The organism is Leptospira hartskeerlii (genome assembly GCF_002811475.1).
Classification (GTDB): domain Bacteria; phylum Spirochaetota; class Leptospiria; order Leptospirales; family Leptospiraceae; genus Leptospira_B; species Leptospira_B hartskeerlii.
This window is the reverse complement of the sequence record NZ_NPDL01000003.1, coordinates 475923-499043: the sequence shown is the minus strand read 5'-3', so window position 1 is coordinate 499043 and position 23121 is coordinate 475923. Positions and strand designations below refer to the sequence as shown.

20 protein-coding genes are annotated in these 23121 nt (G+C 40.1%); 9 read left to right on the top strand and 11 right to left on the bottom strand.

Annotated elements, in window-relative coordinates; all coding sequences use genetic code 11:
* Positions 1-19 precede the first annotated feature (19 nt).
* The 3 genes from CH352_RS07695 to CH352_RS07685 all read right to left on the bottom strand — a co-directional run bounded on the left by CH352_RS07695 (position 20) and on the right by CH352_RS07685 (position 2493).
* The gene (locus tag CH352_RS07695; RefSeq protein ID WP_100706230.1) at positions 20-1198 is read right to left on the bottom strand and encodes a thiolase family protein; all 1179 of its coding nucleotides are present in this window, start codon (positions 1196-1198) and stop codon (positions 20-22) included.
* A 66-nt stretch (positions 1199-1264) separates the two neighbouring features.
* Positions 1265-1735 carry a MarR family winged helix-turn-helix transcriptional regulator gene (locus CH352_RS07690; RefSeq protein ID WP_100706229.1) on the bottom strand — a complete coding sequence of 157 codons (471 nt, stop codon included), beginning with the start codon at positions 1733-1735 and terminating at the stop codon, positions 1265-1267.
* An 80-nt stretch (positions 1736-1815) separates the two neighbouring features.
* Entirely contained in the window at positions 1816-2493 is a 678-nt protein-coding gene (locus CH352_RS07685; protein WP_100706228.1) for a Crp/Fnr family transcriptional regulator, read from the bottom strand.
* 177 nt (positions 2494-2670) lie between these two features.
* Between CH352_RS07685 and CH352_RS07680 the strand changes: the two genes are divergently transcribed.
* From CH352_RS07680 to CH352_RS07660, 5 genes are read left to right on the top strand one after another with little or no spacing between them, the layout of a single operon-like run.
* Positions 2671-3357, top strand: a complete 687-nt coding sequence (locus tag CH352_RS07680) for a c-type cytochrome (RefSeq protein ID WP_100706227.1) — start codon at positions 2671-2673, stop codon at positions 3355-3357.
* A 31-nt stretch (positions 3358-3388) separates the two neighbouring features.
* A complete protein-coding gene (locus CH352_RS07675; RefSeq protein WP_100706226.1) occupies positions 3389-4759 on the top strand; it encodes a cbb3-type cytochrome c oxidase subunit I in 1371 nt (456 codons plus the stop codon).
* A complete protein-coding gene (locus CH352_RS07670; RefSeq protein WP_100706225.1) occupies positions 4743-5564 on the top strand; it encodes a CbbQ/NirQ/NorQ/GpvN family protein in 822 nt (273 codons plus the stop codon). Before CH352_RS07675 ends, CH352_RS07670 begins: the two co-directional genes overlap by 17 nt.
* A 1-nt stretch (position 5565) precedes the next feature.
* The gene (locus CH352_RS07665) at positions 5566-7344 is read left to right on the top strand and encodes a nitric oxide reductase activation protein NorD (protein ID WP_100706224.1); all 1779 of its coding nucleotides are present in this window, start codon (positions 5566-5568) and stop codon (positions 7342-7344) included.
* A 58-nt stretch (positions 7345-7402) separates the two neighbouring features.
* Positions 7403-7870, top strand: coding sequence for a hypothetical protein (locus CH352_RS07660; RefSeq protein WP_100706223.1), 468 nt, complete (start codon positions 7403-7405; stop codon positions 7868-7870).
* A gap of 71 nt (positions 7871-7941) precedes the next feature.
* Here the strand turns inward: CH352_RS07660 and CH352_RS07655 are convergent, their stop codons facing one another.
* The 5 genes from CH352_RS07655 to CH352_RS07635 form a co-directional block, all read right to left on the bottom strand.
* Complete coding sequence (locus tag CH352_RS07655; protein ID WP_100706222.1) at positions 7942-8430, bottom strand: SRPBCC family protein; 489 nt, start codon at positions 8428-8430, stop codon at positions 7942-7944.
* Positions 8417-8764, bottom strand: a complete 348-nt coding sequence (locus CH352_RS07650; protein WP_243396252.1) for an ArsR/SmtB family transcription factor — start codon at positions 8762-8764, stop codon at positions 8417-8419. The genes CH352_RS07655 and CH352_RS07650 overlap by 14 nt, the downstream gene beginning before the upstream one ends.
* Before the next feature lie 122 nt (positions 8765-8886).
* The gene (locus CH352_RS07645) at positions 8887-9405 is read right to left on the bottom strand and encodes a DUF1993 domain-containing protein (protein ID WP_100706221.1); all 519 of its coding nucleotides are present in this window, start codon (positions 9403-9405) and stop codon (positions 8887-8889) included.
* A gap of 87 nt (positions 9406-9492) precedes the next feature.
* Entirely contained in the window at positions 9493-11910 is a 2418-nt protein-coding gene (locus CH352_RS07640) for a hypothetical protein (protein ID WP_100706220.1), read from the bottom strand.
* Between the two features lie 27 nt (positions 11911-11937).
* Positions 11938-13605, bottom strand: a complete 1668-nt coding sequence (locus CH352_RS07635) for a hypothetical protein (RefSeq protein ID WP_100706219.1) — start codon at positions 13603-13605, stop codon at positions 11938-11940.
* Between the two features lie 358 nt (positions 13606-13963).
* On the opposite strand from CH352_RS07635, the gene CH352_RS07630 reads away from it, so the two are divergent.
* Entirely contained in the window at positions 13964-15784 is a 1821-nt protein-coding gene (locus CH352_RS07630) for an FG-GAP-like repeat-containing protein (protein ID WP_100706218.1), read from the top strand.
* Positions 15785-15797: 13 nt separating this feature from the next.
* On the opposite strand, the gene CH352_RS07625 is transcribed toward CH352_RS07630, so the two are convergent.
* The 3 genes from CH352_RS07625 to CH352_RS07615 all read right to left on the bottom strand — a co-directional run bounded on the left by CH352_RS07625 (position 15798) and on the right by CH352_RS07615 (position 17853).
* A complete protein-coding gene (locus tag CH352_RS07625) occupies positions 15798-16580 on the bottom strand; it encodes an enoyl-CoA hydratase/isomerase family protein (protein ID WP_100706217.1) in 783 nt (260 codons plus the stop codon).
* An 86-nt stretch (positions 16581-16666) separates the two neighbouring features.
* A complete protein-coding gene (locus CH352_RS07620; RefSeq protein ID WP_100706216.1) occupies positions 16667-17416 on the bottom strand; it encodes an SDR family NAD(P)-dependent oxidoreductase in 750 nt (249 codons plus the stop codon).
* A 134-nt stretch (positions 17417-17550) separates the two neighbouring features.
* Complete coding sequence (locus CH352_RS07615) at positions 17551-17853, bottom strand: ArsR/SmtB family transcription factor (RefSeq protein WP_100706215.1); 303 nt, start codon at positions 17851-17853, stop codon at positions 17551-17553.
* 207 nt (positions 17854-18060) lie between these two features.
* Here CH352_RS07615 and CH352_RS07610 point away from each other — a divergent pair, with 207 nt between their 5' ends.
* Genes CH352_RS07610 through CH352_RS07600 form a run of 3 tightly spaced genes read left to right on the top strand, consistent with a single transcriptional unit; the run spans position 18061 to position 23120 of the window.
* Complete coding sequence (locus CH352_RS07610) at positions 18061-18885, top strand: CheR family methyltransferase (RefSeq protein WP_100706214.1); 825 nt, start codon at positions 18061-18063, stop codon at positions 18883-18885.
* 20 nt (positions 18886-18905) lie between these two features.
* Entirely contained in the window at positions 18906-19466 is a 561-nt protein-coding gene (locus CH352_RS07605) for a chemotaxis protein CheB (protein ID WP_100706213.1), read from the top strand.
* Positions 19467-19475: 9 nt separating this feature from the next.
* Positions 19476-23120, top strand: coding sequence for a response regulator (locus tag CH352_RS07600; RefSeq protein ID WP_100706212.1), 3645 nt, complete (start codon positions 19476-19478; stop codon positions 23118-23120).
* Position 23121: the final 1 nt, after the last annotated feature.

Here is a 23121-nt window from a genome sequence, read left to right as displayed (position 1 = left end):
TCCTCCGATCGAAAATGGGCTATTTTCTATCGTAATTTTCTATAACGATCGCGATTCCTTGGCCTCCTCCTATACAGAGAGAGGCCACTCCATATTTTAAATTCTTACGTTTGAGTTCGTAGGCGAGTGTCAATGTGACTCTGGTTCCGCTAGCTCCGAGTGGATGGCCGATTGCGATTGCTCCTCCGTTCACATTCGTTTTTTCCGGATCCAGGCCCAATTTGGAGATCACAGCCAAAGTTTGAGAAGCGTATGCCTCGTTGATCTCGAATAGATCTATATCTTTTAAACTAAGTCCTGAATTTTGAAGAGCTTTTGGAATGGCAAATACGGGACCTAAACCCATCATTTTAGGATCACAACCTATATTCGCATAACCTAATATGGATGCTAACGGTTTTACTCCGTTAACTTTTGCCCAATCTTCTGAGGAAAGTAGAATGGAGGCAGCTCCATCATTGATACCGGAAGCGTTTCCTGCTGTGACTGTTCCTTCTTTTAAAAATGAAGTCGGTAGATTTTTCAATTGAGGTAAACATTCTTCACCTCGGATCTGTTCGTCTTTGTCTAGTAAGACGGATTTTTTACCTCCGGTTTGGACCGGTATCATTTCGGAGGAGAAAGTTCCGTTCTTCGTGGCCTTCTCCGCCCTGATTTGGGAAATTCCGGCCCATTCATCTTGTTCCGATCTGGAAATTTTGAAATGTTGAGAGATATTCTCGGCGGTCATTCCCATAGTTAGATCTGCAAAACAATCTGTAAGACTTTGTGCTAATCTATCTTCGGCAGTCGTGTCTCCATATTTGTTTCCCCATCTCGCACCCTTTAATACGAAGGGTGCATTGCTCATGGATTCTGTTCCGCCTACGAGGATGAGATTGTTTTCTTTAGATAGAATTTTACGAGCGCCTATGAGAATACTTTCCAGTCCGGAGCCGCAAAGTCTATTTACTGTAAGTGCACTGGACTGTTCGGATAGTCCCGATCTGAGAGAGATATGTCTGGCAAGATAAGCTGAGTCTTTATTATCCTGTATTACATTTCCATAAATAGATTCTTCTATCTTAGAAGGATCTATTCCGGTCTTTCGAACGGTTTCTTTTGCCGTGATCACCGCTAAATCGGATGAACTATAATCTTTTAATCCTCCGCCGAATTTTCCAAAAGGGGTTCTTGACCCGTCTATAATAACTACCATCTTGTCTCCTTATATATTGTATATACACTATACGATTTCTGAAAAACTATCGAGCACATCTATCGCTTAGACTTGGTTTTGGGTTTCCAATACCGGAATTTTTCGGACCTCGGAAAGTATCCTTAAGGTTTCTTGGAATTTAGATCTTCCTAACGATTTAGTAAGTTCGCTCTGGGCTTCTTCCCAAAGTAGGATAGCTTCCGCTAATTTGGATTCCCCCTTTTTCGTTAGGGAAAGATTTCGGATATTCCCAGCTTCCTTTTTTTCGATCCGGATCAGACCATCCCGTTTTAGGATCTCTAAACTTCTTTGCAGGGTGGTTCTGTCTATATCAGTGAGTCTGGAAAGATCTGTGATGCTACATTCTTCTTCATATCCTATTCCGACTAAGATGCTGAATTGTGTGATCCTGAGTCCGGAAGGTCTGAGTATCGAATCATAATAGGAAGTAACTAATCTTGCTGTCCTTCTTAAACTTACGTTCAAGCAAGATAATCCTATTTTTTTTAGTTCTGAAGAGGAAGGTTTATTTTTCATATCTTCTAATCAAATGGTGTGTATGCACTATTCTTGGGTCAAGTGCAAAAATACTTGTATGCCGAAGACTATTGTCTTACTCAGAGCAGGGAATTCATAAGCCTGTTTTGATCGATTCTCCTGATTATTCTGTAAGTAGAGTTTTTTTCTTCTAGAATGGATTCATCCAGTAATGATCTAAACGCTCTGCTTACCGATTCGGGGGTTGTTCCTATCAACGAGGCCAATTGATTTTTGGTGATCGGAAGTGTGATAAATTCCTGAGAGGCGCCACATTCTCTTAGAAAATTCAAGATCCTGTCTTTTACGGAGAGATGAAGATTCTCCACTAATTTTTTTCTGAAATAGTTCAAATGTTGAATAGTGACCGCTGAAAATAAATAAAGTGCTCTAGTGTTATCGAATAAGAAAGAGGTAAATTCCCTTTTAGGATAGTATAATAATTCTCCATCTTTTAGCGCTTCGCAGAATGCAGGATAAAAACAAGGTTCTTGTGGCTGAAAGATTGGATGGGAAGCGATCAATTCTCCCGGATAAAATACTTTTAAGATGGCTTCTTTTCCTTCGTGAGATAAAGAATACACTTTAAAGATGCCGGATACGATCTCGAAAAATCCGTCGTAAGGGTCCCTTTCACCGAAAACAACTTGGCCTTTTGAGATTCTTTTTGGGATTCCGATAGAGGAGAGCTCATTTGGAAATTCCCTTTGGATTTCGGCCCAATGATCGCTTGTTTGAACGCTTAACGTTTTAGTCATAACAGACGTTTTGTATAGATTTTTATAAATAATTCAAGCCAAAAGATTGTCAAATTTTTCTAAACTCGCTTGATCTAAATCAAGGAAATTTATTTAGTTATCAGCCAAAATGTCCCCCGATTTCTAAATCACTGTTTCACGCGAGCTCGCGTTTTTTTTAAAGATAAGGAAGAGGGTATGCTTACAAAATTTCAGGCGAAATTATTTTTCCTGGTTGGGACATTTTTATTCTCCGCAGTTTTCCTATTACTTACTTATGATTCTTTAAAGTACGTTTATTCTTCTCCTTCTTCTAAAACTTTAAGTGAAGAAGTGATCAGAGGCAAAGAGCTTTGGGAGAAGAATAATTGTATGGGATGTCATACGATCTTAGGAGAAGGGGCCTATTACGCACCAGAATTGACGAAGGTGTACGAAAGGAGAGGCCCTGAATGGATCAGAGTTTTCCTAAAAGATCCACAGGCGATGTATCCTGGAGAAAGAAAGATGGTGAAATACGATTTTTCCGACTCTCAGATCTCCGATATAATCGCATTCTTAAAATGGAATGGAGAGTTGGATCTAAAAGGTTTTCCTCCTAAGCCGGAATATAAATCTTCTACCCAACTCGTAAACGCCGAGTCTGCCGCTGTCGCTCAACCAGAAAAGTTCAAACAGATCTGCACTGCATGTCATTCTGTTGGAGGCGCTGGAGGAAACGTAGGGCCTGCGCTGGATTCTGTCGGGAAAAAGTATGATATTGCATATCTTCAAAATTGGCTGAAAGATCCTCAGAAGGTCAAGCCGGGTACTGCAATGCCTAAACTTCCCCTTAGTGATAGCGAGATCAAGGATCTGTCCTCTTATCTCTCCCAGTTGAAATAAACAAATAGGATTAGAATATAACGGTTTCTTTATGAAATATAAATCTCAAAAAATTGCATATTGGTTTTTTGCTACCTGCATGCTCTTACTGTCCTTGCAAATAATTTACGGATTCGTAATGGGATTTGCCAGAATGGGATTCGATGTTTTGCATGATTGGGTTCCATTCAATGCCGCCAGGGCAACTCATACGAATTTATTGGTGGTTTGGCTCCTTACTGGTTTTATGGGTGCTGCCCACTATATTATTCCTGACGAATCTGACAGAGAGATCTATTCCGAAAAGCTCGCGTACATCCAGCTAATCTCTCTCATCTTGGTGGGAGTTGTATCGATTATAGGATTTCACCTGAATTTCTGGGAGGGAAGAAAGTTTTTAGAGATCCCTCGTCCTTTAGATTATCTGGTAGTAGTCAACGTTCTATTATTTCTATTTAATATAGGAATGACCGTCTGGAAAGGGAAAAGGTATACTACAACTGCTCTCGTTCTGTATTTTGGTCTCTTCTCTGCGGCTCTTTTATATCTTCCGGGAATGATCCAATTCAATAGCCAAACTGTGGACTCTTATTTCCGTTGGTGGGTAGTCCATCTTTGGGTAGAGGGGGTTTGGGAATTGATCATGGGAGGTATTCTTTCTTTCCTTCTTATCAAACTCACTGGAGTGGACCGCGAAGTTATCGAGAAATGGTTGTATATAATCGTAGGATTAACTTTCTTATCCGGGATCCTGGGAACAGGTCACCATTATTATTATATTGGAGTTCCTGAATATTGGAAATGGGTAGGTGGCTTTTTCTCTATGTTAGAGCCTCTTGCATTTCTTGCTATGGCAATGTTCGCGATCTCCATGTATAGAAAAAGTGGAAGAAACCACCCGAATACGATCGCTCTTTTCTGGACGATCGGAAGTGCAGTCATGTCTTTTGTGGGAGCAGGGTTTTTAGGATTTGCTCATACTCTTCCTCAAGTAAATTTATATACTCACGGAACTTTGATCACTGCGATGCATGGTCACCTCGCGTTCTGGGGAGCGTACGCAATGATCGTGTTTGCGATCTTAACATACGCAATGCCTTTGCTTACCGGCAGAAAACTTTGGAATAATCCGACAGGCCTCTTTGCATTCTGGGCTTCCAATATTGGAATGCTGGGAATGACCGGAGCATTTGCGGTGGCAGGTATTGCACAAGTTTACTTGGAAAGAAAGCTTGGGTTAGACTTTTTGACCGTTCAAAAAGAGATCCAAGTCCATTTTCTAGGTTTGATACTCGCTGCAGTCGTGTTTACTTCAGGGATTATTGCGTTCATTATAAACTTCATACGTTTTGGAACTCCTACGGATGAGGCCTTAGGCGCAGAGCAGGCTTCGGGAGATATTTCTCTTGCCCGTAGATCCTAAAGCAGATCATAAAAATGGAATGTTAGGTGAAGCTGAGGTCCCGTATTATCGGCCTATTGGACAAGAGATAGAAATATTCGAACATGCTTATAAGAATAAACTTCCTATCTTGCTCAAAGGGCCTACCGGTTGTGGTAAAACTCGATTTGTAGAATTTATGGCCTCTAAATTAGGTCTTCCCATGACAAGTGTATCTTGTCATGAGGAGACTTCTGCAGTGGACCTACTCGGAAGATTTTTAATCCAAGGTTCGGAAACCGTTTGGCAGGATGGGCCTTTGACAAGAAGCGTTCGGTCCGGTGGAATATTATATATAGATGAAATTGCAGAAGCTAGACCCGATACAATCGTTTCTATCCATCCTTTGACGGACCACCGAAGGGAAATTTTTATAGATAGAAAGAACGAAAATTTAAAAGCTCCGGATTCTTTCGTTTTAGTAGCTTCTTATAATCCAGGTTATCAAAGAGGTTGGAAGGAGTTAAAACCTTCTACGAGACAAAGATTTATATCCGTCCAATTCGATTATCCTGATAAAGATACTGAGGCAGAGATATTAAGTAGGGAAACCGGAATTTCTTCTTCTGTTTCTTCTAAGTTAGTGAAGCTTGCGGAAAAGATCAGAAATCTTACAGAGTTGGGATTATTGGAATCTTGCTCTACAAGATTACTTGTGGATGCTGCAAAATTGATCTCTACAGGTTTACCTTCTCGTTTGTCCTGCGAAGTCGCAATAGTCCAACCATTAAGTGATGATCCGGATACGATCCGTTCTTTAAAAGATCTGGTCTCTTTGATGATCTAATATGGGTTGGGAAGAATTCATATTCAAAAAGACTTACAATACTGTCAGAGAACTTTTTTCCTCCGAAAAAGACCCATTCTTAAAAGCTAAAATAGTAAAACTCTCCGAACTTAAGCCCAGACTTTCGATCCTTGCTAAGTCTTTGACTGGGGAAAATATTGAGATATTTCCTGCGGAAAGGGAAGGAGGATTTCAGGACCAGATCTACTTTTTACCTGGGTCCTATTCTCATGGCCCGGATACATTCTCTAATCTTCAATTTTATATGTTTAGAATACTTTATATATCTGAGCAGAGAAAATTAGGGTTTCATTGGAAAAAAGGAGAAATCAGAAGCCTAAACGAATCATCAAAAGCCGCGGCGGAGACCTATCCGCAGGTAATGTCAAGTTTGGAAAAAAATTTTCCGGATGCGAGATCTCTTTTTGAATCCGTAGAGAATGTGGAAAGGAACTTTCAGAGATCTATATTAAAAAATAAGAATATACCTGAGGACCTCTCCTTGTTATACGGGGTTTGGATGTCTTCTTCTCCGTCAAAATCTGAAAATCAGATTTCTTCTCAGGATTTGTTCTCTCAAAAGACTGAAGACGATAAGATTGAAACTGAATTAGAAGGTGTCCCAAGAGAAAGAATAGAGACAATCCAGGCGGATCTTAAATCCCAGGAAGATTATACCTTAATGCACCAATTCGAAAAGGTGGAAACTGCGGAAGAATTCCAAGGAAATTGGCGTGACTTTGACGGTTCCGATACTTTATCGGAACAAGAAGAAGCTATTCGAGAATTGGACCTTAGGCAAACGGTTCGTTCTAACGAGCCGACACATTCCGTCTTTAGGACAGATTTTTTTTCCGGATTATTTGCGGGAGAAGTAGGGAATGATCGGTCGGAAGAAAATCCGATCTCGTACGATGAATGGGACTTTAAAAAAAGGAAATATAGAAAAGATCATTGTAAGGTGTTTCCTCAAAAATTTCCGGATGGAAACTACGGATTCACTCAGAAGATCTTCCAAGAGAATTATAGTACTTTAAATTCGCTTCGGTCCAGAATGAATCGATTCTTTAATCTGAAAACTTCTCTCAAAAGACAACCTTATGGAGAAGACTTAGATTTGGACGCGGCTCTACAATATTTTTCGGATCTGTCCTGCGGACAAACCCCTACTGAAAATGTGTATCTATCCGATAGGAAAAGGCTTAGGGAAGTTTCTATACTTCTGCTTGCAGATATGAGTTTATCTACCGATTCTTATGTGGATAACCAGAGGATCTTGGATGTGGAAAAAGCTTCCTTAGTGTTATTCGGACAGATATGTTCGGAATTTGGAGATCGTTTTAGGATAGATTCATTTTATTCTAATACTCGGAATCATTGCGATTATTCTAATATAAAAAGTTTTGATGAACCTTGGGAAAAATCCAGAGATAAGATAGGACTTATGGAAGCAAAGGGCTATACTAGGATAGGGCCGGCCATCAGGCATTCTCTCTCTTTGATCCAAAAGGAAAAAAGCCAGAAACGTTGGATCCTTCTTTTGACGGACGGTAAACCGAATGACTATGATCGTTATGAAGGAAAATACGGAATAGAAGATGTTAAAAAGGCAATTCTGGAATGTGAAAGATCGAATGTCGGTGTCTTTGCACTTGCAATAGATAAAAGTGCAAAACAATATCTTCCCGCAATGCTTGGAAAAGAATCATATAGGATCTTGCCGAATCCTAAAGAATTACCGGAAGCGTTGACTGATTTTTTTATCAAACTGGTGCGATGATTCTTGAAAGTCGGATATTATATTAGTAAAAATTTATATTATTAGAATGGAGTAAATTGTGAAAAAAATTCCCTTAGGATTGATCTCTTTAGTATTATGGTTAATCTCTGCTTCCGTTTTCCTATACTTTTTCTTTTCCGGAAATGTATCCGAATCGATAGACGGAAGGGTTGCAATTCATTTGAATCCACAAGAGAAAAATTTAGTCTTAACGGAGATGAGGGGACTACTTACATCCGTGAATGGGATCGTTTCCGCATTAGCTGAAGAAGATTATAAAAAAGCTGAATTGGCTGCTTCTGCCAGTGGAATGGCTATGGTAAAAAAACTGGAAGACGAGGAAAAAACGATCCTTCTGAAATTGCCTATAGAGTTCAAACAATTAGGATTCGGTACTCATGATCAATTCGATAAGATCGCAGGGGAACTGAGACAGAAGAAGGACACTAAAATTATTCTAAAAGAATTGGATAAGCTCACTCAAAATTGTGTTCGATGTCATGCAACGTATAAAATTGCATTTTAGAGTATAAAAATGGTCATCTAAAACCGGAGGAATGATTTTCCGATTTTAGATGATTATCGCATGCTGGGAATCTAACGAACTGCTTTCATAAGTTCTACTAATTGGTTTAAGGCTGTATTCCAACCTTCGTGGAAGCCCATCTCCTCGTGCTTTTTTCTACTCTCTTCATCTTTATGACGAGCAAGAACATGATACTTGGTTCCATTACCATGTTTTTCTAATGTAAGTATCGCGGTAAAAAATCCACCGTTTGCTGTAGGTTTAAAACCGGGTTCGAAAATATCAGTGAATACAAGCTTCTCATTTTCAACGATATCCAAAAAACAACCGTTATTCGGGAACTCTTGTCCTTCCGGAGATAACATTGTTGTGCGGAAGATACCGCCCGGTCTAAGATCAATCTCGCAATCGATCGTTTTCCAAGGGGCAGGGGTAAACCATTTCAGGATATGTTCCGGAGTGGTCCATGCTTTCCAAACGAGTTCTGTAGGAACATCTACAATCCTTTCCAGAACTAGATCTGTTTTCGGGTCCGGTTGGTAATAGTTAGTTTTTGCCATTTTCTTTCTCCTTCATTTCAAGTAAGTAACTGTCCAGTTGATCAAGCCTTCTGTCCCAGAGGGTGCGTTGTCTAACGAACCAGTCTTCTCCTGCTTTCATGGAATCTTGAGTAAGTTTATAAGTCCTTACCCGACCCACTTTTTCGGAACGAACCAGAGAAGAATCTTCCAACACACCAAGATGTTGCATTAAAGAAGGGAGGGCCATTTTGAAAGGCTCTGCCAATTCTCCTACTGTCGCCGGTCCCATGCTCAAACGCTCTAAGATGGACCTTCTTGTGGGGTCCCCGAGAGCATGAAACAGGTTATCCAGACTGTTACTATACTTAGGCACTTACCTAACTATATCATAAGAATAAACTTAGGTAAATACCTAAGTTTTAAAAAAGTGAGAATTTGGGGAAAAAAGTTTGGGGTCCAGATTGTAGTAACTTCGACGAATTTCGGAAAGAGGATTTAAGCTTTAAAAGGAAAATCTCCTAGATAGTCCTTCTTACCCAATTCGACACCGTTATGTCTGAGGATATCATAAGCAGTTACGATATGAAAGAAGAAGTTCGGGATCATATGATGAAGAGCATATTCTTTTCCGGTCAGAGATTTACCCTCCCAGCGAGGCAGAGAGATTTTACTTTCGGAAGCTTCTTTATAATCTTCAGGTTTTAGGCCTTTTAATATACCAATAACTGAATCGATCCTTTCGATCACTTCTGATAGAGTCTTCTCCTTATCTTCGTGCGTTTGGAATTGTTTTCCGGTTAAGCGGGCTGCTCCTAATTTTGCTGTATCGCAGGCCAACTGGATCTGTCTGATAAAATTATACTGGTCCGGTGCGAGCCTTGAGTTCAATAGAACATCTATATCGATCTTTTTGGATTCGGCGAAACTTTTGCCCTTATCTATAAATCGTTTTAAGTGTTCTAAATTTTTGATTACTTGTGTTACTGTGATTTCGTAAATCGAAATGTCTGACATACTTCCATGGAAAGAGGTGAATAGGATCTATCAAGCCTTAAATCCGCATGAGTCATCTCAAATTTTATTGGTCTTTGGTATAAGTGTTCAGAAACAATTTGCATCCGATTCTACCGCACCGATCGAAATTGCACCGGCTCCAGAAGGAGTGAAAGGGCTAGAAGTATTTGTTCTTAAGCTTCCATAAAAATCAGTCTGAATAAATGGGATCGCAGTGATCGGAAGTGTGATCGTGCTCAAATCGACACCACCATATAGAGAAGAACAAGGAGAATTTGCGGATGTTGGAATTCCAAAAGGAAGATTAAAATTCCAGATCTTTTCGATCTCAATCGTATCTGCAAACTTAGGATCCGCACCATAACTATTCGAATAGTCTCCTATGAATTGTCCAGAGATCGGATGAGCGCAATCTTCTTGGTTTAGTTCGATTCCACAAAAAATATATTGGTCAAAACCTATGACGAGAGGAACACTAACGAAATAATTATTCCCTCGAATAATGGAACTTGCATCCGGAGGAGTTGCAAAATTAATACCGGCAGTATTTGCGGATAGATTTTGAGAGAAAATTTGGTTATTTAGAATTTTATGAATTCCGAATCCTGCCTGTACGAATATCCCTGTGGATTTTCCTAAAGAAGTATTCTGAGAATTTCCAATATAAATATCGTTATTTATAATATTACTAGAATCTGCCGCGTCTGTGAAAATAATCCCGTAAGAAGTTTCTGAAACTAAACCCGGATTTAAATATTGGTATGCATTGATCTTATTTTCAGAAACGATCACTCCTTCGAAATTCCCCGTTTCTATCCAAAGACCGGCGCTAAATCCTGCAGGTTCTATACTCACTAGTCCATCTAAAATATTTCTGGAAAGTATGATAGGTTGCGAAATTGCACCGGCTCCTTCTAACATCGCTCCTATGGAATGAGATCTTCCTGAGCCTCCTCTTAACCAATTTTCAGTTACGACTACATTATCCGATTGGTTGATGAGTAATCCTGTGCGGATCCCGAAACCGTTAGAGTTTGTTTCATTTCCAAAAACCATATTTTTAGAAATGATGATCTGTCCTAAATTTGTCCTAGAGTTTAGAACTTGGATCCCAGTGGAATAATCTCCGATTAGATTCATCTGTATTTGGAAGCCGATTACTGAAAGATTTGTAGTCGGAGAACTTAAAGAAGTGGTCGAGATCAAAATTGCATTACAGAAATTTGCAAAGGAAGTCCCACAACTGGAAAGTGTATCATCCACAATCCTTGTTGGATGAATGCTTGGATCAGAATCTAAATCCGGGAAACCAGAAGCAAATCCTCCGAATAGAGAAGTGGTTCCACCTAAGAAAATTTGGGAGATAGGAGTATAACTTCCTTCCGAAACGAATACTGAACAAATAGATCCGCTTGAGTCGCATTCTTGGACTCCTTTTTCTATACTTCTACAGAAGGCGCTAGGCCCGAAACCAGTTCCGCATCCAGGATCATCTATCCCATTGCTTTCATCCACCAAACGAATATTAGAAGAAGTTATAAAATCATAATGGATCGGATTTCCATTTTGGATCGGCAGACTTTTGGCAGTACAACCGACTAATTCAAAGAATGAACTTCCAGGTGGTCCCCATTTATCAGGAGAATTTGGAGTGATCACAATTGTATGATCATCCGGGGCAGAAGGATACGTAATACTCGGTGGATTTCCAAGAGAAGCCACATTATTTTTTCCAGATATAGTAATCGGATCAAAACTACAACTTCCAGGATCTACTCCATGAAAGGAAAGTTTGACGGAAACCTTTCCATTTGGAGTGAGTATTTTAGACTTAGGAAAAATTTCCAAAATGGAAATACAATCCAGAAGCAAAGTTAGAGGAGCTCCGGACATGGTTCCATTTTCGGAACCGTTCGGAATAAAAGAGCAGCTATGTCCAATAGGAGTGGAGATAAAACTAATAGAATAATTAGCGGAGTCCCCAACCTTATGTGCGAATGTCTTTGTTCCATCCGAGTTAAAAGTAATTTTGTCCGACATATTCTGGAGGACTAAAGGAGAAGTGCCTGCAATCGAAGGGTCCAGGCCGATCACTTTTACGGACAGATCGTAGAATATTTTCCCGCAACTGATAAAAATTACTGTCTTAGGATATACAATCGGCCCTTCCGGATTACTGATCTTACATTCTTGCTGGGAAGAAGCTCCTGAAATTCCTATTATGGAAACTGAATATTCCTTTCCTAATCTGGAAAATTTCGGAAATTGTTGAGTCCCGTTAGAAGGAAACGCCAATGTTTCTCCTAACTGATTGGAAATCGTAAGTGTTCCGGAACTTAAACCGGAAACTTGTGCAAAGACTTTGATTGGAGTATTGAATGCATCCAGATCAGTTTTTAGGCTGAAAAAATCTAAAAGTGTAGATGCTTGTGGAGGTTTATAACAGGTAATATTTGCAAAAAGGACTAAGAGAAAAAATAGGATCCTGTAAGAATAATATTTCATTTTTCTTAACAAGGATCCGGTTTAAGTTTATTGGATGGAAGTCTGGGCTGGAAAATCCACAGAATTCCCTGGAGAAGAGATTTTGATCGGGTAGAACGTATGAGTACTTCCATCAAAATTAGGATCGAAAATATAAACTCCGTCTCCTAACGCGCCTGCGCTTGTATAACATCTGGAAGTCCTGCAGGTGGTAGAGCTTCCCATTGTAAAGTTCATACCAAGTGTGCTTCCTGAATAATTTGTAACTGTTCCTAGCGCGCCACTTGTCGAGTTAAAAGGTCCATGATATACATCGAAGAATGAGGAGCCACTTTGGGTGCATCTTAGATCATAGCCTAATAATACTTTCGAACCTATATTTCCAGGAGAAGGAACATAGGTTTGGAATCCGGTACCGTTTGGATTACAACCATTCGGGATCGTATCCCTTCTAATCTGCGCGGGGACTCCAGATAAATTTCTCCATTCCATTAAACTAGAATCGATCGTGTTATCTACATTGCCCATATTGGATCTATTATAAAAAAGCCATAGATCGGAAGAGGTTTTTACAAATTTTGGATAAGCAGCACCTGCAGAAGTTACCGGGAAGATTGCACCGACGGAGCCGGTTCCGGAAGATAAGAACAATTGGTTGACCGGAGTTGCTGCCCCGGTCGTAAAACGAAATACTGTTACATAATTATTAGGAAGATCATCCGTATTATTATCATGTTCTTCGAATGCAGTAACGTATTTACTTCCATCCCAGATTACATCAGAATATCCGAATGTAGTTCCAATGGTTCCGTCAATTGATTTTATGGTTGTAGGAGTTCCAATCAGAGTGCCGTCCGGATGGAGGCGAACATATCTTACTAAATTTGCAAAAGAAGTGCTCCCTCCAAATTCTACAAATACAACTACGAATTCATCCAGGTCTTTATTATAAGCGGAAGATAATGTGCTGATCTTAGCACCGGAGCCTGTGGAAATTAAACCAGCCACAGTAATATCTGAGCCAATAGCAGTCTGTTCTATATCTAGTAATCGAGCTTTGATCGTACTTCCTGTTGTAGTCCAAACTGCCAAGTATTTACTTCCTGACCAGACTAGATCCAGCATAGGTATTCCTGCGCTGGTGCTAAAGAACATAGGAGCTCCTACCACTGTAGAAGTCTTCTGGTTCACCTGAAAAAGATTCATGACTGGAACGCTGCCTGAAAACCAGGTCCCGAAAACCGCTAAGTTCCTTTCACAATCGATTTTAGAAGCAGCAACAAAACCGACTTTTCCAGAATCCCCAGTGAGGGTGCAATTCTGTCCTCCAGTATACGTTCCAAGATCGATCGTAAAATTTGTACCTGCATCCAAAGTATCCGGAAAGGAAAAGGTTCCGTTATCCGAAATCTGAAGTGTCTGGGTCTCGGAAGTATCCGTATTTGTTAGGGTTAGATTCATCTCTTTGCCGGACTTATTCAAGTATCCGATAACGTTTACTCGCACAAGAGAAGGTCCAGAGGTATTGCTACCGAAAACTCCTAGGTTTCCATCGAATGCGATAGCGCCTATCGCAGAGGAACTTGCATCTATACTTACTGCTTTCGCGTTATTGCAACCCGTGAAAAGAAGTACGATCAAGAGTAAGACAGTCACAAAAAGGGCAGCTTTTAGAAGAATATCCTGGACTTCCTCGTCTTTCAGAAATTTTTGCATGTCTTAACTCCCTCGTATAACTCTCGTTTGTTTTAGGGTCGGTTTCTATAAAGACAGACAAGTCGTTCCGTTTTATTTGAAGGGAAATGCCTATTTGGAGGCTCGTTCGGAATGAACGATACTGATTCCGGAATGGGAGTATATGCGAGAAATCGCCCCGGTTTTTGGTCCTAAAAATATCCGCTCGTCAATTGGAAGAGCTTGAGAAAAGCTTTTATAAATCGACGAAAATGAAAATTAGAAATTTTGAAAATATCCCTCGAACGAGGGACTAAGTTTTTTCAAAATTCTAATTTGTTTCTAAATTTTTTAGGATTGGATTGTAATACGCTCCGCGATCGAATGTAAATATATTCGAATGCGAAAATTTCCTTATTGTGCAGCGGCGCTTCTTCTTTTCTTTTTAGGATCCTGTTCTCTTAAATCTATGAATCTCGCATTTGAAGCGATGCTCGAGGCACAGGTTGCCTGCTTGGTTGCGGGAGATACCTGCGTGGATGCAAGTACTACTCCCACTGGAGACGTAACAGATCCTACAGTCGCAATTACCAATCTGCCAACTTCGGGAAGGCCGACAGTGGAGACCGGATTTCTTTTCGGGACTTCTTCAGATGATATCCTAGTGTCCTCCGTGGAAATCAGGATTGATGGTGGAACTTATACTGCCGCTACAGGAACTACTAGTTGGAGTTTTGCATTGCCGAGCGGGTCTTCTACTTGGAGGAAAGGCTCTCTACATTCTATCAATATCAGAAGTATTGACTCTAGTGGAAATATTTCCTCGGTTCTGAGTTTGCATATTAGAAAAGGGTATAATAGAGACCTAAACGGAGACGGTTACGCGGACATAGTAGCGTTAGCACCAGGTGATGCTTCCGGAATGGGAATGGCTTATATTTTTTACGGAGGATCTTCCGGAATTTCCGCGACAGACACGACAATGGCGGACCATTCTATCACCGGCCAGGGAAGAATGGGTTACACTTCTGCAATGGGGGACGTGAATGGAGATGGATACGGAGATCTAGCGGTAGGTGCTTCCGATTATTCCGGTTTACAAGGGATCACTTATATATTTCACGGAAGTTCTTCCGGTATTACAACTAACGCAGCCGCGAGTGCGGATCTTATCTTGAATTATACGGGTTCAAATGAATTCGGCTATTCAATCGCGTTAGGAGATGTGAATGGAGACGGATACGATGATCTTGCAAATGGTGCATATCGTGTTTCCGGATTTTCCGGACTTGCATTTATTTATTATAGCACAGGATCCGGGGGGATCTCTTCAACAGCCGGTACAACTATTTCAGGTCCTGGTTCGAGTAATTTTGCCTGCGGTATAGCGCTAGGGGATATTAATGGAGACGGATTTTCAGATCTGATCGTGGGTGGAAATGCATATGCCGGAGGTTCTACAGGAGGAGTCTGGATCTTCCATAGTAGTGGATCTGCAGGAGTTACGGTAAATTCTTATACGTTAGCAAACACTACGATAGTCGGAGAAACTGCGAGTAATTTTGGGATCCGTATATATACTGGAGATGTGAACGGAGATGGATACGCGGATCTTGCTGTAGGAGCTCCTCAATACGGTGGATATTTTGGTAGAAGTTATGTATTCAATAGCACTGGGACTACAAGTGGGATCACTGTTTCTGCTGCTACAAGTGCAAACACTATAATCAGCGGTTTCTCTATAAGTGCTGTGGGACTTAGTGTTGTGCTGGGAGATATTAACGGAGACGGATATGACGATTTTGCTACAGGCGCTCCTAATTATTCCACGAGCCAAGGACGAATTTATATAAATTTAAGCGATGGCGCTCAAGTGTCTTCCGGCTCTATAAATATAATTTTGGGAGAAGCCGTTAACCAAGCTTTCGGAAATGTTGCTATGATCTCCGATATAAATGGAGACGGGATGGGGGACTTAGTGGCGGGGGCATACGTCTATCCGGACGGAGTCGCCTTATCCGGCCGAACTTATATTTTTCATAGTGTCGGTTCCGGGTATGCGGCGACAAGTGCAAACTCTGCGAATACGATCATCTCAGGTAGCGCAGGAAGTGAATTCGGAAGCAATTTGGTGGACGCAAATATTCCGAAGGACCTGTATCCTAAATTTTTAGGAGTCTGGGCCTTCGGAAGTTTAGAAAATTATAGGATCCAAATTTAAGAAAATCGAATATTTAGGTAAGCTTTGGTCTTCTTTTTTCTTTTAAAGCGCTCATCGCTTCCAGTAAATTTGCAACTACCGTGGGATCTTCAAAACTGCTCTTAGTGAATTCCAACTGAGATTCGAATTTATCATTGATCTCTTTGTTGATTGCGGCCTTTGTTCTTCTGTAAGCGCTTGGAGCGATTGCCATTACCTCATCCAGTTTTTTCAGAACAAGTTTACGCAGATCTTCTTTATTTTCTGCAGTTTCGTTGATTAAGGAAATTTCCTTGGCTTCTCCCGCCTTATAAGCGGTTCCTAAAAGACAAACTTCGTTTAAGTATTCAGACTTAACAGTGGTCTTCAATTTATCGATAAAGCTGATCGGAAGAGGAAGACCTACTAAAACCTCGGTAAATGCGATCCTTGCTTTACCTTCCAACATAAATTTGAAATCGCAGGAAAGAGTGATAACTGCACCACCTCCCATTGCGTAACCGGTCACCTCTGCAATCAACGGTTTTCCAAAACTCAAAAGTTTTCCGAATAGGATCACGATCTGACCCATCTCTTCGGTGAGTTTTTCTCTGGGAGTATTTAGTATATTCTCCGCATCGATACCATTGGAAAAAAATTTAGGATTGTCGGAACTCAAAAGGACCGCACGGATATTATCGTCCTTATCGATCTCAGCCAGGATGTTTTCCAGTTCTATCATATTCTCCCTGGTCAAAGAATTCTGATCGTTAGTTTGAATTTTAATACATTCGGCTCGGCCGTTCTTTAATTGGATTGGTTCCCGCAAATAGTTCATAGGGCATGATTAGGAACTCCAATATAAGTGATCCACTCGAATTTTATTGTTTAAAAGACAAACTAACCATGCCCCAATTCTAGATTTTATCTAAAGCCGCCAGACGCACTGATCCTTTCTCCAGTAAGCCAATAAGAATCTTCCGAAGCTAAGAACAGTGCAACCTTAGCGATATCTTCCGGTTGTCCTAATCTTCCTAAAGGAGTTTTGGAAACGATCATCTTCTCCATATCACTTCCTATCATTCCAAGTCTATGAGCTCCTTCCGTTTCCACACCTCCCGGAGCGATCGTATTCACTCTGATCTTTTTGGAACTAAGTTCCAGAGCCAATACTTGGGAAACCGTATCCAATGCACCTTTTGTAGAAGCATATACAACTGAATTCGGAACAGGGATGTCGCTCACGATGGAACTAATATTGATCACTGATCCACCTTCCGGAGCAAAATGATTTAGGGATTCCTGAGTGGCGAGAATAGGCCCAAGAACATTCGTATTCATCTGTCTATGAAACTCATCTTCCGTAACCGCTTCTAAAGGAGCGAACTCGAATACACCCGCGTTATTGACTAGAATATTTATCGAACCGAAGGCTTTTTTCGTTTCTGAAAACAAACGTTTTACATCGGAAGACTTGGACATGTCACCTTGTACCGCGATTGCTTTGCCTCCTTGTTTTTCAATCTCTGCAACAACCTTATCTGCGCCTTCTTTACTGGAAGAATAGTTCACCACCACGGAAGCACCTGCGGAACCTAATGTTTTAGCGATACTCGCTCCAATTCCCTTGGAAGCTCCTGTTACCACTGCAACTTTACCTTTTAACTGACTCATAAGACCTCTTCTAAATATTAGGATCTGAATAATTTTATAGTTAGACAAGTATCGAAGTGTTTGTTCTAAAAATATTTCGATATTTTTGGAAATTATGAAAGTAATGAATAGTATGAACGTCGGTCGAGAACGACTCAGATTTGAGAAAGTTTATCCAGATAGGCCTTAAATATATCCCTTCTCAGGGTAATATTCACGAATTTACCTTCTTTAGAAGTCTCTATTAGGCCGGCATTTTCCAATTCTTTAATATGATGAGAAAGAGTAGCAGGGCTAATATCTTGGGATTTGTTCAGAGTGCTGCAGGCAGTAGGCTCATCGTTAGAGCCGATACATTGCAGAAGTTGAAATCTCCTAGGCTCAGCAAGGGCCCTGGAAATTTTAGTAAATTCCTTTTCAGTGAGTTTTACTGTTTTGGGGTTCGGCACTCTCTCCATGTTTACTTATTTAGACAGTTCTGTCTAAAATAAATTCCGCTCTCAAGATCTTTAAACGATTCCATATTCCTGATTTGTTAGTTAAGTTCTATTTACATAATTTGCTTTATTTTGCCTCATATTTGAAATAAATAGTTGATTTCAGTTTCCCAGAAACCGTAGAATATCTCCTCGGTTTGGCCCGGAAGTTTTATAAAAAAATAAAATATGGCAGCTAAGGATAGTACCGAGATAGAGATCGATTTATTATTGGAGGCTATCTATCAGAAATACGGCTACGACTTTAGGCAATATTCAGACGCTCATATAAAACGTAGGATCATGAATCGGATGGTATTGTCCGGATATAATACGGTTTCGGAGATGCAGTTTCAACTTCTACATAACAAAAGTTTTGCTAACGATCTTTTGCATGATCTGTCCATCACAGTTACTGAGATGTTCCGAGATCCAAACTTTTATAGATCCGTTCGCGAAAAGATCGTCCCTATCTTAAAAACTTATCCTTTCATAAAGATTTGGCATGCGGGTTGTTCAACGGGAGAAGAGGCGTATTCCATGGCGATCCTTCTTACTGAAGAAGGCCTGATGGAGAGAACAACCATATATGCGACAGATTTCAATCAGCGTGCCTTGGACGAAGCGAAACAAGGTATATTTTCGAATAATCTAATAAAGGAATATACTTCTAATTATCAAGCGTCGGGGGGAAGGTCCGCTTTTTCGGATTATTATACCGCAGATGATAATATGGCTATCATCGGCCAAAATCTAAAAAAGAATATAGTTTGGGCAAATCACAACCTAGTGACGGACAGTGTGTTTGCAGAAGTCCATATGATATTGTGCAGAAATGTGCTTATTTATTTTAAAAGGGAACTTCAGAACAAAGTGCATAGAATGTTTTACGAAAGTTTAATTAACGGAGGAGTTCTATGTTTGGGCTCAAAGGAGGGAATGTATTTTAGCGAATTAAAAGATGCATACCAAGACTTGGATCCGAGACAGAAAATATTCAAAAAGAAATATTAAGGATTTTTAAATCGAATTAGATGGGGTACGAGGCAATTGTGATCGGAGTTTCTTCAGGAGGATTAAATGCACTTATGAAGATACTACCTTTTCTTCCTGAAAATTATCCTTGCCCCATCGTAGTCGTGCAACATGTGAGTCCTCGTTCTGACGGATACTGGATAGAGAGTATGAACAGGACCTGCAATTTGAACGTAAAGGAAGCAGACGAAAAAGAAAAGATAGAACGAGGGAATATTTATATGGCTCCTGCAAATTACCATCTTTTGGTGGAAAAAGACAAAACATTCTCTTTAAGCACTGAGGCAAGAGTGAATTTTGCAAGACCTTCCATAGATGTGCTTTTTGGATCCGCAGCGGATGCATATGGAGATGGATTGATCGGACTCATTTTGACCGGTTCCAATTCTGACGGGGCCATAGGACTTAGAAAAATAAAAGAAGAAGGTGGACTGACAATCGTACAAGACCCGGAGACCGCAGAATCACCTTCGATGCCTCTATATGCGATCTCGGCTTCTTCCGTGGATCATATTCTTCCTTTAGATGAGATTAGTGGATTTTTAAAGGGATTAGTTTAGGTAATTGTAATGAATATGAAAGGATTCACGATTCGCCAGAGACTGATTTTAGGATTTTCTATACTTCTTATCTTGTTCATAGTAAGCGCATTGTTCTCAATGGACAAACTTTCCGAGGCTAATAAAAGGCTTTTGAATATAGTGGATGTCTCTTCTAAGAGGATCAATTTATCAAACGAATTTATGGTGGGTATCTTAGAAGCCACTAGACAGGAAAAGAATATCATTCTGGAAAAAGATCCCGTCCGAAGGGAATATTTTAAGAACAGGATCTTTTCCTCCGCTGAAGAAGCGGATAGAAAAATGAACGAGCTTGAAACTCTCTTGGATGCGGACGGCAAGAAGATTTTCGATCAATACAAAAAAGCATGGCTGAATTTTAGGCCTAGTTTGGAAGAACTAGTTTCCCTCGCTATGATAGGACAGTCTGAAAAAGCTTTTGCGATATCCGTAGAAAAAGGGATGAAGATGAGAGACTTTGCGGTAAAACGAGCGGCCGAATTGAACTCACTGAACGAAAAAAAAATGGAGTCCGACAAAATACGGAACGATCAGGATTATTATTCAGCGCTCCGATTTTTGATCTTCTCTTTGCTAGCAAATGTTCTACTCTCGTTAGTCGTTTTTTATTGGATTGTCTCTACGATTTCAAGAAGGATTTCTACTATCACTTCGGAAGCGGAAAAGATCGCGAGTAGGGAATTTGCGGATCATGATCTTAAGGATGTTTCCAAAGACGAATTAACCCCTATATTCGATTCTTTAGCAAGCATCAACGACAGCTTTAAGGAAGTGACGCATAATGCGAATTCTGTGGCATCTGGAAATTATTCCGTCGATCTGGTGCCTAGATCTGAAAAGGACATGTTGGGGAATTCGTTAGTGAAGATGACCCGATCGCTCCGCTCCACGACTGCAGAGAACGAAAGGCATAATTGGATAACCCAAGGCCAAAACCAATTGAATGAAAAATTAAGAGGGGACCAAACTGTTGAAGACCTTGCCCAGGAAATCGTAAATTTTTTAGGAAAATATCTAAGGGCACAAGTAGGAGCAATCTATCTTTTAGACGAGAGAGACAAATCTCTTAGATTGACCGGAGAGTATGCGTTCACCGGTGGAAAAACTTTGGAGAAGTTTTCATTCAAAGAAGGTTTAGTAGGCCAGGTCGCATTCGAACAAAAAGTAATCTTATTAACGGATCTGAAAGAAGAACAAATCCGGATTGTTTCTTCTTTTTTGGATGCAAGGCCGACTAACGTTCTTGTGCTTCCATTCTTATACGACGGTCAGACGCTTGGAGTGGTCGAAATCGGAAAATTGGATCATTTTACCGAACTAGAAGTGGAATTTTCCAAAAGCTGCATGGAGAATGTGGGTATTAGCATAAATTCTGCCATTGCCAGAAAGAAGATCTTGGAATTGTTGGAAGAAACTCAAGCTCAAAGTGAGGAACTCCAAAGCCAACAAGAAGAATTAAAACAAATGAATGAAGAGCTGGAGGAGCAGACTCAAGCTCTAAGACAACAACAGGAAGAACTTAGGATCACTAATGAAGAATTAGAAGAGCAAACCCAAGCCTTGGAAGTAAAAAACAAGGAAGTGGAAGCTGCAAGATCAGATATAGAGCAAAAAAGTAAACAATTAGAGGTCAGCAGTAAATACAAATCCGAATTTTTGGCAAACATGTCCCATGAACTTCGGACTCCACTAAACAGCCTCTTGATCCTTTCCAAAGATCTTTCCGAAAACAATAAGAAGAACCTGAGTTCTGACCAGATAGAGAGTGCGAATATTATCTATAAAAGCGGTCAGGACCTATTGGTATTGATCAATGAAGTATTAGATCTTTCTAAAATTGAATCCGGCAAGATGCAGATCAATATAGAGAGAGTCGATATTCGGAAATTTGTAGATTCTTTATTAAAAGATTTCAAACACCAAGCGGATAAAAAGGAATTAAGTATGATCGGTTTTGTATCCGAGGATTGCCCTGAGTATATTTCTACCGATCTTCAACGTTTGAACCAGATCCTTAAAAATTTATTATCGAATGCGCTAAAATTTACGGAAAAGGGAAAAATTTCCCTGGAAGTTCGTCCGGAAGGACATCAGAAAATTGTAATATCCGTTTCAGATACAGGAATAGGCATCCCGGAAGAAAAGCAGATGTCCATATTCGAAGCGTTCCAGCAAGCGGATGGAAGCACTTCTCGAAAATATGGAGGAACCGGTCTTGGGCTATCGATTTCCAGAGAATTGGCTAAAATTTTAAGCGGTCATATCAATTTAGAAAGTAAGATCAATCAGGGATCTACATTCTCTCTTTTGCTTCCTTTAGAAATAAAAAAGGAAAATTTATCTACTCCTACAGAAAGAGAAGTCCCTTTAACGGAACAAAAACCTTATTCTATTCCTAAAGAAACTCGATTTATAAATTCTCCGAGCGCGGAAGACGATAGGGAAAATATTTCGGAAAATGATAAAATAGTCCTGATCATTGAAGATGATCTGAAATTTGCCGCCGTTCTGATCAAACAAGCGCATGATAAAAACTTTAAATGTTTATCAGCTTCCACTGGAGAAGATGGACTGATACTTGCTGAAAAACGTCTGCCTAACGCAATCATTTTGGACCTGAACCTTCCCGGGATCAATGGGAACACGGTTTTGAATGAACTCAAAGCCAATCCGAAAGTAAGGCATATCCCCGTCCATGTTATCTCAGGTAATGAGTATTCCATTGAACCGATCAAAGAGGGTGCAGTGGAATATTTAGTTAAACCGGTGAACAAAAAGGAATTGGAAGAAGCGTTTAATAGAATAGAGAATTTCATCAATCGAAAGATGAAAAACCTCCTGATCATTGAAGATGACGACAATTCTAGGATCGCTATGAGAAAGTTGATCGGGAATGGAGATGTAAAATGTTTCGAAGCAAGCAACGGCAAAGACGCAATTAAGGCTTACCAGGAAAATTATTTTGACTGCATTGTTTTAGATATTGGCCTTCCCGATATGAGTGGATTCGAACTTATCTACGAGTTGGAGAAAATAAAAGGCCAAACAATGCCACCTATTATTATTTATACGGGCAAAGAGTTAACCAGAGAAGAAAATGCGGAACTCCAAAAATATGCGGAGAGTATTATTATTAAAGGAGTGAAATCGGAAGAAAGACTGTTGGATGAAACTGCTCTATTTTTGCATAGGACCATCAGTAAACTTCCGGAAGGGAAACAAAAGATCATAAACAATCTATACGACAAGGAAGCCATTTTTCAGAAGAAGAAAGTACTTCTTGTGGATGATGATATGAGGAACGTATTCGCTTTATCTAAAATTTTAAAGGACCGGGGAATGGAAGTGTTTAAAGCGGATAATGGAAAGACTGCCTTAAGTTCTCTGGATTCTCAGCATGATATGGATATAGTTCTAATGGATATCATGATGCCAGAGATGGACGGATACGAAACCATGAGAAGGATCCGATCCGAAAAAAGATATGATAAACTTCCTATCATTGCACTCACCGCCAAAGCGATGAAAGACGATCGACAAAAATGTATAGATGCGGGAGCAAACGATTATATCTCCAAGCCGGTAGACGTGGAAAGATTACTTTCTTTGATGAGAGTTTGGTTGAGTCGGTGAA